Source organism: Campylobacter sp. 2018MI01 (assembly GCF_018501205.1).
In the GTDB taxonomy this organism is placed as follows: Bacteria; Campylobacterota; Campylobacteria; order Campylobacterales; family Campylobacteraceae; genus Campylobacter_E.
Genome location: NZ_JAHCZE010000001.1, coordinates 31310 through 46523 on the forward strand (window position 1 = coordinate 31310; position 15214 = coordinate 46523).

Genomic DNA, 15214 nt, shown 5'->3' on the forward strand with positions numbered 1-15214 from the left:
ATTTTAAAGGAGTTAAAATGAAAAACAAATATGTTTGGATTGTTGTAGCGATTTGCTTTTTGCTTTTTGCGAATGTTGTTGGATTTTTGGATTTAGCCATAGTTTTAGCGGCTATATTTTTAGGCGTTAGACTTGGTGGAATTGCGATTGGCTATACTGGTGGGATTGGAGTTATTTTATTAGGTATTTTGTGTGGTATAAAACCAGGCGAAATTCCAACTTCGGTAATTTTAATCATTATGTCAGTAATTGCAGCAATTTCGGCTATGCAATTAGCAGGTGGACTTGATTATTTGGTGCATATTGCTGAAAAAATACTTAGGAAAAATCCTAAAAAAATCAATTATTTAGCTCCTAGTATTACTTATTTTTTAACTATTTTAGCAGGGACAGGGCATACTGCGTTTTCTATGATACCAGTAATTGTTGAGGTTGCAAAAGAGCAAAATATTAAGCCAAAAGCTCCACTTAGCCTTGCAGTTGTATCAAGTCAAATAGCAATTACTGCAAGTCCTGTTAGTGCAGCTGTTGTTTATCTTAGCGGTGTGCTTGAGCCTTTTGGGTATTCTTATTTAACATTATTAAGCATTTGGATAGGTAGCACTTATTTAGCTTGTATGCTTAGTGCGTTTTTGGTAACTAAGTTTTCAAATCTTGATTTAAGTTCTGATGAGTATTATCAAGAATTACTTAAAAAAGGCGAAATAGCAAAAAAACAAAGCACTCAAAAAGAGATTATTAAAGGTGCTAAGACTAGCGTTGTGATTTTTGTTATTGGCGTTTTAGCTGTTGTTTGTTATGCGACTTATATTTCAGGCTTAAAAGCTGATGAGATAATTATTCCAAGAGATAGTGCTATTATGTGTGTAATGCTTAGCATTGCTACTTTTATTGTATTAAGCACTAAAATCAATACTTCAAAAATCATTGAAACAAGTGTATTTAAGAGCGGTATGAATGCTTGTGTTTGTGTTTTAGGTGTTGCGTGGCTAGGAGATACTTATGTAAGCGCTCATAGTAATGAAATAAAAGAATTTGCTAAAGGCTTAGTAGAACAATATCAATTCTTATTAGCTTTTGCCTTTTTCTTTGCTAGTATGCTTTTATATTCTCAAGCAGCAACTGCTAAAGCAATAGTTCCATCAGTAATTGTTGCACTTGCATTAAATGAAAACCCAGAAAACGCAAAAATAATCATCGCTTCTTTTGCAGCAGTTTCAGCGCTCTTTGTGTTACCAACTTACCCAACATTACTTGGTGCGGTTGGAATGGATGATACAAAAACTACTAGGATAGGAAAGTATGTATTTAACCATTCTTTCTTTATTCCAGGCGTTTTAATGATTGCTTTAAGCGTTGCTTTAGGATTTTTATTTGTAAAATTTATTTAAAAAAAACTTGAAATTATCATTATTTTTTGTATAAAATGTATCCTTTTTCAAAAAAGGATACATTATGAAACGACTTACTTGGAGTAATAGACTTACATATATTTTAACCGTTGCAGGTGCTACTATTGGATTTGGTGCTACTTGGAGATTTCCTTATATGGTAGGAGAAAATGGTGGTGGTGCTTATGTTTTATTATTTATAATAGCTATGTTTTTAGTCGGTGTTCCTATTATCTTAGTAGAAAATATAATAGGCAGAAGAATGCATAAAAATAGCGTTGATTGTTTTAGTAAAAAATGGCAATTTGTTGGGTATTTAGGGCTATTTGGAAGCTATGCGATTATGGCTTATTATATGGTTTTAGGTGCTTGGGTAATTAGCTATATTGTCAATATTATTATGTCTATGTTTAATTTAGGCGGGCTTGATTTAACTTCAGTAATTACAGCAGAGCAAACTAGCTTACATTATCAAAAAAATATAGAAAATGACCCTTTAATGATAGGAATTTATACATTTATTTTTGTATTTATTAATTGGATTATTTTAAGGCGTGGAGTTATTGATGGAATTGAGCGTTCTGTTAAGTATCTAATGCCGCTTTTGTTTTTATGTCTTATTGCTATGGTTATTAGAAATGTTACTTTAGATGGGGCAATTGAAGGGATTAAGTTTTATTTATATCCTGATTTTAGCAAGATTACACCTAGTATATTTTTATATGTTATAGGACAAGTATTTTTTGCTTTATCGCTTGGATTTGGGGTTATGATTACATTATCAAGTTATCTTGATAAAGGCGAGGATTTATTAAAAACAGCAATTATTACAGGTATTGTAAATACTCTTGTAGCGGTTTTAGCAGGATTTATGATATTTCCTTCTTTATTTTCTTTTGGTTTAAGTCCTGATGCTGGTCCATCATTAGTATTTAAAACCTTGCCAATAGTGTTTTCTCATATGCATTTTGGGGATTTCTTTGCTATAGTGTTTTTTATTTTATTATTAACAGCTGCACTTACTACGAGTTTGCCTATTTATCAAGTAATTATTTCTGTATTAGAAGAAAAATTTAAAATATCAAAAAATACAGCGATTAATTTAGTTTTAGGTGGAATTTTTATATTAGGAAATATTCCTGCTTTATTAAGTTATGGAGTGCTTGATAATGTTTTAATTTATGGAAGAAATATTTTTGATACATTTGATTTTATTAGTGGAAATATTTTATTTGTAATTACAGCTTTACTTTGTGTAATTTATGTTGCTTTTGTTTTAGGTAAAGATGAAGCTTTAAGAGAAATTAGCAATAATTATGAACTTAAAAATCCACTTTATAAAGCTTGGTTTTATTATATAAAATATTTTATTCCTATTGTAATTATTGTAATTTTTATAAGTGGTTTTGAGAATTTAAAATCATATATTTTGGGATTTTTTAATTAAATATTTTACGATTTAGCATTAGCTAAATCGTAAGTATAAATTATTTTTTGTTTTCTACTTTTTCTTTTTTGTTGTGTTTTGATTTTTTAGCTTCTTTACTTTTTTTATTTTTCTTAGCTTCTTTTTTTGCCTTTTTAATTTCTTCTTTTGTTTGTTTTACTTCTTCTTTAACTACTTCTTTTTTTTCTTCTACTTTATCGCTAACTTGTTTTACCACTTCTTCTTTAGCTTTTACTTCTTCTACTACCTTTTGCTCACTTTTTTCTAATATTTTTTCAGCTTTTGCGCCATTGATACATTCAGCACTTTTGCAATCCAAAACATCAACTGCAGGAATTTCAGCAGCACATAAATTAAGGCCTATAAAGGCAACTAATGACAAACATACTTTTTTCATTTTTATCTCCTTTTAAAAAAGTCGCGAAATTGTAGGAGCGAATTATTAAAAATGGTTAATAGGAATAAATTATTTTTATCAACATTAATTCTAATTGATAATAATGAAAAAAATAATAAGTATCATTTAGATTTTATTTATTTATAACTCATACAATAATGAGTAAAATTATTATAAAGGTTATCTTGTGAAAAAAATATTTTTGCTTATTTTTGCTATTTGTATATCTTTAATAGCTAGAGATGATGTTGATTATTTCAAAGAAAAAGATTTAATTATAGAAAAGCTAAATAAAGGTTTAGAAGCCTATAAAAAAGGTGATGCAAAAACTGCAAGACAACTTGCAAGTGAAGCTTATTTTCAACATTTTGAAAATATGGAAGGTCCTATTGGAAGAAATATTGGTAGAAAAGGCTATTTGATGGAGAGAAAATTTACCAATCTTCGTGGTTATTATGGGCGTGGAGAAAATATAGGCAAAATTGAAGCTTTAATAGATGGTTTGATATTTGATTTAGAAGAAGTAACGCCAGTTATACAAAATGGCTTTAAAATAGTTGCAGTAGCGTCTGATCCAAATTATGATAAAGCAAAAGCTGAAATGAATGCAAGAGAGAATTTGTTAAAAACTTGCATTGAAGGTGAGATGATGTTTGGAGCAGATGAAAATAGTGCAAAAACTAAATGTGAAGAACAAAAAGCAGCAGAATTAGCCCATCTTAGCAAAGAAGCAAGTGGAGAAATCACAAAACCAACTATGCAAAAAGAAGTTTATGATAGTTTAGAAGACCTTCAAGCAGCAGCTGCGATTGATCCAAAATTACAATATGTATATGATTTATTAAGTGAGAAATTTGACGAAGCTATTCAATACAATAAGCAAGGAGAATTTACAAAAGCAGCTGATACAATTGGCGTTGCAAGAGAAGAAATATATATAAATACAAATATTGAAATTCTAATAAATGCAACAAAAAATCTTAATATGAGAAGCAAGTTAAGAAGTTTTGGCAGTGATATTCGCGAAGGAAAAGTAACTGAAAGCGATATGAGAGCTAGAAGTGAAGAGATATTAGATTCTATATTTGATGTAATGACTAAAATAGATGCTAGTAATTTAGATAAATTAAAATTAGTTGGATATGTTGATGAGACTAAGAATGTAGATTATACTCAAGTTGCAACTGATATTAAAATAGCTTTAAATAAAATAGTTCAAGACTATGAAACAATGGGAGAAAAAGCAAGTATTGATGCTCTTCAAAATATATATTTAGATATTTTTGAAGCAAAAGGAATGGAGAGTAAAATTGGTGCTGTTAATTCAAATATAAAGCTTGAAATAGAAGCAAAATTTACTAAAGGAACAGCACTAATTAAAAGTAAGGCTTCTAAAGATGAGTTAATTGCTAATTTTGATGAGTTAAATAAATTAATTGAAAGTCAGTTAGATAAAATCAATGATACAAGTGTTTGGTTTTTATTTATATCATCACTTACTATTATTTTAAGAGAAGGTTTAGAAGCTTTAATAATAGTAGTTGCAATAATTTCATATATTATTCAAAGTGGTAATAAAGACAGATTAAATATAGCTTATTCAGCACTTGGTAGTGGTGTTGTTTTATCGTTTATCACTGCTTTTATAGTTTCATATTTTATTAAAAATTCAGGACAAAGTAGAGAGCTAATAGAAGGTGTAACAATGCTAATTGCTGTTGTTTTATTATTTTATGTTGGCTTTTGGCTACTTAGTAATGCAAGAAATAAAAAATATGCAAGTAATTTAAAAGAGCAAGCAAGATTAGCTATTACAAATGGCAGTGCTAAAACATTATGGTGGACCGTGTTTTTAGCAGTATTTAGAGAAGGTGCTGAAACAATATTGTTTTATCAAGCATTATTGATTGATTCTGGTTCTAGTGCTGGACTTAGTGCTGTTTTAGGTGGTTTAGCTCTTGGTATTGTTATATTAGTAGTTTTATATTTCTTACTTAAAGCTGGTGCAATTAGAATTCCTATAAAACAATTTTTCTTAATAACCTCAATTATTATTTTTTATATGTGTTTTGCTTTTACAGGCAAAGGGATTATGGAACTTGTTGAGGGCAAGGTCTTAACTCCACATCTCATACCAATGCAATTTGAAAGCATTACTTGGTTAGGATTATATCCTTATTATGAGAGCTTAATTTTACAGGCAATAATCCTCGTCCTATTAATAGGAGGAGTTGTTTATATGCAAATCAAATCAAAGGAGAAACAATGAAAAAATCATTGCTTAGTTTAGTAGCAGGTGCTTTTTTAGCGTCTTCAGTGTTTGCAGGAGAAGTTGAAATTCCTACAATTGATGGTGCAGAAAGCTATAAATTACACGGAATGGAAATAGCAGCTGTGTATCTTCAACCAATTGAAATGGAACCAAGAGGTATTGATTTAGCAGCGTCTTTAGCTGATATTCACTTAGAAGCTGACATTCACGCTCTTAAAGAAAATCCAAATGGTTTTCCTGAAGGTTTTTGGATGCCATATCTTACAATTGGCTATAAATTAACTAACCTTGATAATGGTAAAACAAAAGTTGGAAAACTTATGCCAATGGTAGCTGATGATGGTCCTCACTATGGTGCAAATATTAAAATGGATACAGGAATTGGTAATTATGAATTAGAATTTGTAATTGATAATCCTGAAAAACAAGGTTTTGGTCGCCACGTAGATAAAGAAACAGGTGTTGGCGAGTGGTTTGATACATTTAATGTTAAATACAAATTCAAATACACAGGAACACCTGATAAATAAAACTTAAAATATAGAAAGCTTAGGCTTTCTATAAAAAATATACAAAAATAAGGACAATAATGAGTATATATTTTGTGCATATATTTTTAGAGTGCTTTTTAGTTAGTTTTTTTACAGCTTTTTATGCTAAAAATTCATCATTAAAATTAAATATTATTTTTACTTTAGTTGGTTTTATTTTTGGATATATTTTATTTTATATATTCCACTATGAAAAAGTAGATAGAATAGGGGTATTAACAGCTAATATAATTTTATTAGTTACTTTATTTTTTAGCTTAATTACATTAGTAATTTTTAAAACTACTTCTTTATTTGCTTATATATTAAGCTTTTTTATATCTTTAGCAGCTTCTTTAAAATACTTTTTATTATCAGTTGCTTATCCTATATTTTCATCAAGCTTATTAGATACTCAAGGGATTTTAAATTTTGGCTTTATTTTATTAGCTATTTTTATTTGCATTATTTTTTATATTAATTTTCTTTTTGCTAATTCAAATTCATTTTCAAAATCAAGAATTTGTATTTATGTAATTTTTGCAATTATGTTTTTAAATACTGCTTTTGCTGAGATTATGTATTATTTAATTAGAATTGGAGTTAGTGATAGCTCTATTTTGCTTAGTTATATTACTAAGAGTAGATATTATGCCGAGTTTTATTATTATATCTGCTTGATTTTAGGTATTGTTTATGTTGGCACTTGCTTAAAAAATAGACCAAAATATAGAGAAAAAGCTTGTGATTTTGACATAGAATATAGAAAAAATATCGCAAAAACTTTTAGTATAAATTCTCATTTTACTATTCATTTTATATTAAGTATTAGCGCTGCTTTAGTTATGTTATTTTATGATTTAGTAGATTCTAAACCTATTCAAGTTGATGAGCCAAAAATCATTACTCCTAAAAATAAAGATTATTTTGAATTTGATGCTAAAGATATTCAAGATGGTAAATTATATCGCTATGCTTATATTTCTAGCTCTGGTAAGGAAATTAGATTTTTTATAATTAATCGCCACGCAGGTAAGCAAACTCCTGTAGTAGTATTTGATGCTTGTAGTATTTGTGGGGATAATGGCTATGTTATGAAAAATAATGAATTATTATGTGTAGCTTGTAATGTTAGGATATTTTTACCTAGCGTAGGTAAAGAAGGTGGTTGCAATCCAATTCCTTTAAAATTTGAAGTTATTAACGATAAGATAATTGTGAAAGTAAAAGATATATTAGGTGGGGAAAACTATTTTAGTAAAGTAGTTGAAATGCAAGTTCAAGACCCAGTAAATAAAGAAAAATTTCTAAACACAAAAGCTAAGAAAACCTATATTTATAATGGTATTAGCTATTATTTTAATTCTGATGAAAGTTATCAAGAATTTAAAAAAGACCCATCAAAATTTGTAAGCTCAAGTGATAAAGCTTTATTTTTGATTGAAAGAAGAAGTTAGGAGTAAAAATGTTTTTAAGAATAGTAAAAAAATCAATTTTAGGCAATCCTATTCAAAAATTATTAAGTTTTGCGACTATTTTTTTAGCTTGTTTGCTCCTTGCTTGTATGCTTAATATAACTCTTGGAGTTGGCAATCAGCTAGGAAAAGAGTTAAGAAATTATGGAGCAAATATTAGTGTTTTACCACAAGGCTCATCTTATAGTATTGAAGTTGGTAATAAAAGCTTTAAATTACAAAGCGAAAGTAAATTCCTAAATCTTGATGATTTGAGAAAAATTAAAGATATTTTCTGGTCAAATAATATAACAGCAATAGCTCCATTTAAACAACGCCAAGTAGAATTTCAAGGCAAAAAAATCAGTATCTTAGGCACATATTTTAATAAAGAATTAGTCATAGAACAAGATAAATTTGGTAATAAAACCGTGGTATTTGATACTGGATTTTTATCTCTTTTACCTTTTTTAAAGACTGATTTAAATTTTGTAAATGATAATAGTTTAGAAAATGAAGTAAATATAAGTGAAAAATTAGCAAATTCTTTAAATCTTAAAGCTAACGATACTTTTAAAGTGCTTATAAATGATAAAGAAGTAGAGTTAAAAGTAGTTGGTATTGTGAGTAATTTGGGTGATTATGAAGATAAAATTTTAATTAATATAGATAGATTAAATGATATTTTAAATGAGCCAAATACTTATGAAAGAGCAGAAGTATCAGCTCTAACAATTCCAGAAAATGACATAGCTCATAGGGCAAGATATGATATAAAGAGTTTAAATCAAGTAGAATTTGATAATTGGTATTGCACGGCTTTTGTAAGCTCTATTGCATATCAAATTGAAGAAAATTATAAAGGAGCAAGTGCAAAAGCTGTTAGTAAAGTAGCAGATGCTGAAAGCTCTATCGTTAAAAAAATTCAAGGTCTAATGGGAATTATTTTTATTATATCTTTAATTGTCGCAAGTATTGCAGAAGCGTCTTTAATAAATAGCGATGTTTATAGAAGAAAAAAAGAAATAGGTTTGTTTAAAGCATTAGGCGCTAGTAATTTACAAGTTTATTTGGTTTTTGCGATTGATTATTTGTTTGTTAGTTTAATTGCTAGTATTTTTGGTGCTGTGTTTGGATTTTTTGTAAGTGATATTATATCTTATAGCATTTTTTCTCATAGTATTGAATATAACTTCATAATTATATTTATTTGTATGTTTTTTGCTAGTTTGGTGGCTTTACTTGGCTCATTAATAGCTACTAAGAATTTTGTAAATCTTGAAATAGTTGAGGTGTTATATGAGCGTAAATAACTTTTTTTTCACACAAGTTAAAAAGAGTATAGTTTTTTCAAAACAAAGATTAATAATAGTTTTAATATCAATTTTTATAGGAACTTGCGTTACTAATGCTTTTTTAAATATATATTTTGATATTGACAATAAAATGAGCAAAGAGCTTAAAAGTTACGGAGCTAATATGCTAATTAGTTCTAAAAGTGATGATTATTTAGATATTAAAGAAGCTAATTTAATTAAATCAAAAATTAGTAAAGACAAATTATTAGCTTATTCTCCTTATTTATACTTTAGCCCTGTTTTTTCTACAAGGCAATTAATAGTAGCTGGGGTTGATTTTGATGAATTTAAAAAAATCAATAAGTTTTTATTAGTTAAAAAAGGTAGCCTAAGTCAAAGCGAATATTCAAAAGATAATAGTATTTATTTAGGTATAGACTTAGCAAATACGCTAAAAAAAGACATAAATCAAAAACTACCTTTAACAATAGTAAAAAATGGTATTCCTTATGAAAAAACTTATATTATAAAAGGGATTTTTTCTACTGGAGATGAGATTGATGCTATGGCTTTTATCAATTTAAATTCCGCTAAAGATTTATCAGGTATTAATGATAAATATTCTTATGTATCTTTAATAGTTGATGATGATTTTGAAAATCTATCAGAGCTTAGCAAAATAGCAGTAAGCAATAATGCAGAATTAAAACCAATTTTAAGTGTGAGTTTAAAAGAAGGAGCAATTTTAGAAAAAATAAAAGGTCTTATGTTTTTGATTTCTATTGTTATTTTAATAATTAGCTCAACAAGTGTTAATACAACTCTTAGTTCAATTATTTTTTCAAGAAAAAAAGAAATAGCCTTGCATTTAGCTCTTGGGGCTAGTTTTAAAGATATAGCAAAATTATTTGCTTATGAAGTATTTATTTTAGCTGTTGTTTCATCTTTATTGGGCACTATTGGTGGGTATTTTTTAGCACAGATTTTAGGCAATATTATTTTTAATGCTAGTATAGATTTTAGATTAAGTGCTTTTGTGCTTTCAATTTTTATATCGTTATTTTTTGCATCATTTGCTGCGTATTTTCCGATAAAAAAAGCATTGCAAATAGATATAGTAGGTAATTTAAGAGGAGAATAAATGAGTATTATTAAGGTTAGTAATTTACATAAAAGATTTGATAAAGCCCATGTTTTAAAAGGTCTTAATTTTGAATTAAATCAAGGTCGTTGGCTTAGTATTGTAGGTAAGAGTGGTAGTGGAAAAACTACGCTTTTAAATATTTTATCATTGCTTGATAATGCAAGTGAAGGCGAATATTTTTTAGATGGTATTAATGTAACTCATTTAAGTGAAGCTGATAAACAAAGAATAAGAAGAGAAAAAATAGGGCTTATTTTTCAACAATTTCATTTAATACCTTATTTAAGCGTATTAGAAAATGTTATGCTAGCTCAATATTATCATTCAAGTATTGAAGAAAATGATGCTAAGAAAATCTTAGATAAAGTAGGATTATTAGATAGATTAGAGCATTTACCTAGCGAATTAAGTGGTGGTCAGCAACAACGCCTTTGTATAGCTAGAAGTCTTATTAATAATCCAAATATTTTATTAGCTGATGAGCCTACTGGCAATCTTGATGAAGAAAATGGAGAAATAGTTTTAGATATATTCAAAAAATTAAGAAGCGAAGGCAAGACAATTATATTAATTACTCACAATCCTGACTTGGCTAAAAATGGAGATGAGATAATTACTATTAAAGATGGATTTATAGTGAATGAATAAAATTCTAATAGTTTTAATACTTTTGTTTTTTGTATCTTGCGAAGATAATAAGCTAGTATTAAATAAACAAGCTCCTAATATTCTTGCAAAAACTACAGCTTTAAATAAAATAGAGTTAAAAAGACAAGGTATAGAATTGATAGAATTTTGGCAAAATGGTTGTGCTGCTTGCCTTAAAGTAATGGCTGGATTAAATGAATTTGCGAATGAAAATAATATTAGTATCTATGCAATTAATTCTATTGATGATTTAAATACTATTAAAAAACACGAATTAGAACACCAATATTCAAATATGATTTTTTTAAAAGATGAAGAAGACATTAGCTGGAGTAGGTATGATATTTTTGCTGTTCCGACTTTATTTATTTTAAAAGATGGAGTTTATGTGGATAAGGTATTAGGCGATAGAAGTTTGGAATTTTTAACTAATAAGATTAAGGAATATTTATGAGATTTTTTCTAGCAATTTTCATATTTTTACTTTGTGCTTGTAAAGATGAAGCAATGTTAGCTTTAAATTCAAAAGAGCCAATACATTTAAGTTATAGTGCGAAAGAGCAAGCATTAAAGGGATTAAATGAGCCTTTTATGTTATTTTTTTACACAAAGGATTGCGGTGTATGTGCTAAACAAATTCCTATCTTAAATGAGCTTAGTAAGGATTATAAAATTATTGCTGTATTAGGTGGTATGAGAGATTATGATATGGCAAAAGAAAGCTTAAAAGGTGTTACATTTGCTACTATTTATGAGAGTTTAGATGTTGAGTATTTAAGCAATGTAGTAGGTGGTGTTTGGGGTGTGCCTGCTATGTTTATTTACGATAAAGATGGAAAAATGGTTAAAAAATTTATATCGCTTACTCCAAAATCTGTCTTAGAAAATGAATTAAATATGTTGATTTAATATTAAAAACGCATAAGTAAAATCTAAAATATTTTTCATCTAAAAATAATTAAGAATTTCATTTGATACTTTAATATTCAAAAATTAGCAAAACTTTAATTAGTATTACAAAACTAAAAGGTTTAGAGTTTAAGTTACTCTTCCTTTTAGTATAAATTTTATTAATTGTTTTCTAAAATACTTTTAGCTAGGGCTTTTGCTTCTTTATAATCTACCTTTCCACTGCCTAATAATGGAATTTCTTTTATCAAAATATATTTACTAGGTTTATAAATTGCTAGTATTTCGCTTTGTTTTATTAAATCTACAAAATAATCAAATTTTTCTTCACTACATTCAATTAATAAAACTACCATCTCGCCTTTTTTATCATCTTCTAAAGAAGTAGAGCAGAGTTTTACTTCATCATTATTAATCACTTTAGCAACTTCGCTTTCAACAAGTCCTAAAGAAATCATCTCTCCACCAATTTTTGCAAACCTTGAATATCTATCTACAATGTATAAAAATCCATCTTCATCTAAATGTCCCTTATCCCCTGTGTTATACCATCTAATGCCATCTATTTCTTTTATAACTTCGGCAGTTTTTTCAGGATTATTTAAATATCCTTGCATTACTTGGTGTCCGCCTATTAAAATAAGTCCATCTTCGTTTGCTTTTAATTCTTCATAGCTTAGTGGATCGACTATTCTAATAGCAGTGCCAGGTAACGGCATACCTACGCTTTTATCTTTATTTGCTCTATGTAGTTGCCAATATGTGCTATCAAATTTATTAGGTAAATTCACACTTGCAACAGGCGTTGTCTCGGTAGCTCCGTAACCTTCGTAAATATTTTTTTTGAACTTTAGCTCAAAAGCTGATTTAATCTCGGGCTTTAATTTTTCAGCACCTGCAACTACAATTCTAAGGCTATCAAACATAATTTCATCTATTTTTTTATTTCTTGCATAAATTCCTAAAAATGTAGAAGTTGCACACATAATGCTAACATTATTTTTTACTATAGTTTTTGCAACGCCTAAAGCATCGGTAGGGTCAGCACAAGTTGCACTTTTTATCCCTTCTATTAAAGGCATAAAGGTAGTAACGGTTAGTCCAAATGCGTGAAATGGCGGTAAAGATGAGAGTATTACATCATCATCTTTTGCACAAATTATGCTAGAAATTGAAGCAATATTGCTTAAAATATTTTTATGGCTTAGCATAACTCCTTTAGGCATTCCTTCGCTACCGCTACTAAATAAAATCGCAGCTGTTTTTTCATTGCTTAAATTCTTAGTAAATAAGGCTTGTAACATAAAGCTAGGTAAGATACTTATTAAAAAGAGTTTAAAGATAATATCTAGCTTTTCTTTTTTTATTGCTTTTATTAAATCTTCTAAATAAATGATATTTACATTTTCTAATTCTAATTTAAAGCCTTTATTTTCTAGCTTTTCTAAGAATTTAGATGATGTATAAATATGCTTTATATTTGCACTTTCTTTTGCTTGATTGATTGCTTTTATTCCTGCGGTGTAATTTAGATTTACTATGGTTTTTCCAGCAAATAAACTAGCTAGATTTACAAGCGTTGAAGCAAATGAAGCAGGTAATAATATGCCTATATTTTCATCGTTAGGGATTTTTTTACTAAGCACTAGGCTTAATGCTAGGAGTTTTTTGTAGCTTATATCTCCTGCTAAAGGGTCGTTTATCGCTATATTTTGTGAGTATTTTTTAGCACTTATGATAAAGGCTTTTTCTATTGTTTTTAGATTATCGCTTTGAGTTTTTGTAGCTAAGAATGATAGTTCAAATACTTTAGCTTTTACTAATTCTTTATTTGAATGTATGCTAAGGGCTGTTCCGAATGCTATTGCTATTTCTCTTTTACCGATTTTTTTATTTCTTAGATTGTATTCTTCATCACTTCTTGAAAACGAACTACCCCAAAGCCCGTGGATATAAAAAGGAATTATAATCCCATCATCTTCGCTTAAATCCTTGCACGCTAATTCAAATCCACTTTTAAATTCATTTAAATGTCCGTGTCTTGAGAGAGTTCCTTCAGGGAAAATACAAACAATTTCGCCTTTTTTGATATAAGTTGCAATTAATTCTAAGGCTTCTTTACTTGCAGCAGAGCTTACAGGGATTACTCCAAAATGCTTTATAAACATTCTAATATACCATTTTTGATAGTATTTTCTCTCCATTACAAAATGCACTTTTTTAGGGATTGCCATTTGTATAATAGCCCAGTCAATAAAGGAAATATGATTGCCTAATAATAGCACTCCTTTATTTTGTGGGATATTTTCAAACCCTGCTACTAATAATCTATATTTTTGATAAAAAGCAAGGCTTACTATTATTCTTACTAAAGAAAAAGGCAGTTTTATTAATACATAAAAAGAGCCTAAAAAACTCACAACTACAATGAAATAAAACAAATATAAAACATCAATTTCTAAATAAGCAAAAAAAGTAGCAAGTATTACAAAACTTAGCATAAAAATATTTTGAATAAAATTATTTCCTGCTAAGACTATACCTAATTCATTTTCTTTAGCATTAAATTGTATTAAAGAATTAAGAGCGATTGTAAATATTGCCCCAGATATGCCAAATATAAAAAATACAAGTGCAAAGGCAAATAAATTATTAAGAAAGCTTATTAATAATGAGCTTAAAAATAATCCTAAAGCACCAAGCGGGATAAGCCCTAATTCAATGTAGTTTTTAGAAAATCTACCTGCAATTATTGAACCTATAATAACGCCTATTGCACTAGCTGCCATTACGCCTTGCACATAAAAGGTGTTTAATTCATTTAGATGAAACTTAGCAAATACAGGAAAAGATACTAAATATAATTGAGAAATAGCCCAAAAGAAGGCAATTCCTATTATACATAGCCAAATTACTTTATTTTGAAATATTAAGCTAAGGTTGTTTTTAAGCAAAACTCCTTTTAAATAATCGTTTTTATTGAATGCTAAATTAGAATTTTCGCTTTTAACCTGCGGTAATTTAGACGCTAAAATAAATTCTAAAACACTAAAAGCTACTAGCAATAAGCCTAATGGAGCTACTTGAGTTAATATATCCTTACTCGTGCTAAACTCGTTTAATAATAATTCAAAACCTAAAGAAAATACAAGCATTCCACACAAAATAGCCACAATACTAACAGCATTTATAGCACCATTTCCCATAGCAAGTTGTTTGATGCCGACTAGTTCTTTAATATAACCATATTTAGCAGGAGAATATAAGGCTGATTGAATACCCATAATAAGCGTCATTATAAAGGCTAGATAAAAATAACCATTGTAATAACTAAAACAAATGATTGATACTAAAAATATATTTGCTAAAGCAGTTATTTTCATAACTTTATTTTTAGGATATTTATCAGCTAAAAATCCTGATATTGAAAAGCTAAAAATATAAGGCAATAAAATTAAAGCATTAATAATTGCGGTTAAAAATAATTGCGTGCTGCCATCATAAATCTTATAAACCGTGTTTTGAATGATGATTTTATGTCCTAAATCAACAAAAGCATTCAAAAACCCAACTAATAAAAATGCGATTATTCCATTGATTTTTAAAAAATCGTTTCTCATTTATAACCCCTAAGAAATAATTTATTTAATTATTTTTTATTTTATTGTAAATTAGTTATAACGCTTTATAAGGTGGTTATAAATATGGTTGGTTTGATTATTAA

The 15214-nt window shown here is 28.1% G+C and carries 12 protein-coding genes; 10 read left to right on the forward strand and 2 right to left on the reverse strand.

Annotation, left to right across the window (positions count from 1 at the left end):
- Positions 1-17 precede the first annotated feature (17 nt).
- On the forward strand, positions 18-1391 hold the full coding sequence (locus tag KJQ97_RS00190; RefSeq protein WP_214119515.1) for an anaerobic C4-dicarboxylate transporter: 1374 nt from the start codon (positions 18-20) through the stop codon (positions 1389-1391).
- Positions 1392-1455: 64 nt separating this feature from the next.
- Positions 1456-2838 (forward strand): sodium-dependent transporter, encoded by a 1383-nt coding sequence (locus tag KJQ97_RS00195; protein ID WP_214119517.1) that lies wholly within the window; start codon positions 1456-1458, stop codon positions 2836-2838.
- Positions 2839-2878: 40 nt separating this feature from the next.
- On the opposite strand, the gene KJQ97_RS00200 is transcribed toward KJQ97_RS00195, so the two are convergent.
- A complete protein-coding gene (locus tag KJQ97_RS00200) occupies positions 2879-3235 on the reverse strand; it encodes a hypothetical protein (RefSeq protein WP_214117807.1) in 357 nt (118 codons plus the stop codon).
- A 187-nt stretch (positions 3236-3422) separates the two neighbouring features.
- Here KJQ97_RS00200 and KJQ97_RS00205 point away from each other — a divergent pair, with 187 nt between their 5' ends.
- Genes KJQ97_RS00205 through KJQ97_RS00240 form a run of 8 tightly spaced genes read left to right on the forward strand, consistent with a single transcriptional unit; the run spans position 3423 to position 11490 of the window.
- Positions 3423-5504 (forward strand): FTR1 family iron permease, encoded by a 2082-nt coding sequence (locus KJQ97_RS00205; RefSeq protein ID WP_214117806.1) that lies wholly within the window; start codon positions 3423-3425, stop codon positions 5502-5504.
- Entirely contained in the window at positions 5501-6037 is a 537-nt protein-coding gene (locus KJQ97_RS00210; protein WP_214117805.1) for an iron transporter, read from the forward strand. Before KJQ97_RS00205 ends, KJQ97_RS00210 begins: the two co-directional genes overlap by 4 nt.
- A 59-nt stretch (positions 6038-6096) precedes the next feature.
- Positions 6097-7494 carry a Fe-S-containing protein gene (locus KJQ97_RS00215; protein ID WP_214119519.1) on the forward strand — a complete coding sequence of 466 codons (1398 nt, stop codon included), beginning with the start codon at positions 6097-6099 and terminating at the stop codon, positions 7492-7494.
- 8 nt (positions 7495-7502) lie between these two features.
- A complete protein-coding gene (locus KJQ97_RS00220; protein WP_214117803.1) occupies positions 7503-8804 on the forward strand; it encodes an ABC transporter permease in 1302 nt (433 codons plus the stop codon).
- Complete coding sequence (locus KJQ97_RS00225) at positions 8791-9930, forward strand: ABC transporter permease (protein ID WP_214117802.1); 1140 nt, start codon at positions 8791-8793, stop codon at positions 9928-9930. The genes KJQ97_RS00220 and KJQ97_RS00225 overlap by 14 nt, the downstream gene beginning before the upstream one ends.
- The gene (locus KJQ97_RS00230) at positions 9931-10581 is read left to right on the forward strand and encodes an ABC transporter ATP-binding protein (RefSeq protein WP_214119521.1); all 651 of its coding nucleotides are present in this window, start codon (positions 9931-9933) and stop codon (positions 10579-10581) included.
- Positions 10574-11035 (forward strand): TlpA family protein disulfide reductase, encoded by a 462-nt coding sequence (locus KJQ97_RS00235; protein ID WP_214119523.1) that lies wholly within the window; start codon positions 10574-10576, stop codon positions 11033-11035. Before KJQ97_RS00230 ends, KJQ97_RS00235 begins: the two co-directional genes overlap by 8 nt.
- Complete coding sequence (locus KJQ97_RS00240) at positions 11032-11490, forward strand: TlpA family protein disulfide reductase (protein WP_214119525.1); 459 nt, start codon at positions 11032-11034, stop codon at positions 11488-11490. Before KJQ97_RS00235 ends, KJQ97_RS00240 begins: the two co-directional genes overlap by 4 nt.
- A gap of 161 nt (positions 11491-11651) precedes the next feature.
- Here KJQ97_RS00240 and KJQ97_RS00245 read toward each other — a convergent pair whose 3' ends face one another.
- Positions 11652-15110, reverse strand: a complete 3459-nt coding sequence (locus KJQ97_RS00245; RefSeq protein WP_214119527.1) for an acyl-[ACP]--phospholipid O-acyltransferase — start codon at positions 15108-15110, stop codon at positions 11652-11654.
- Positions 15111-15214: the final 104 nt, after the last annotated feature.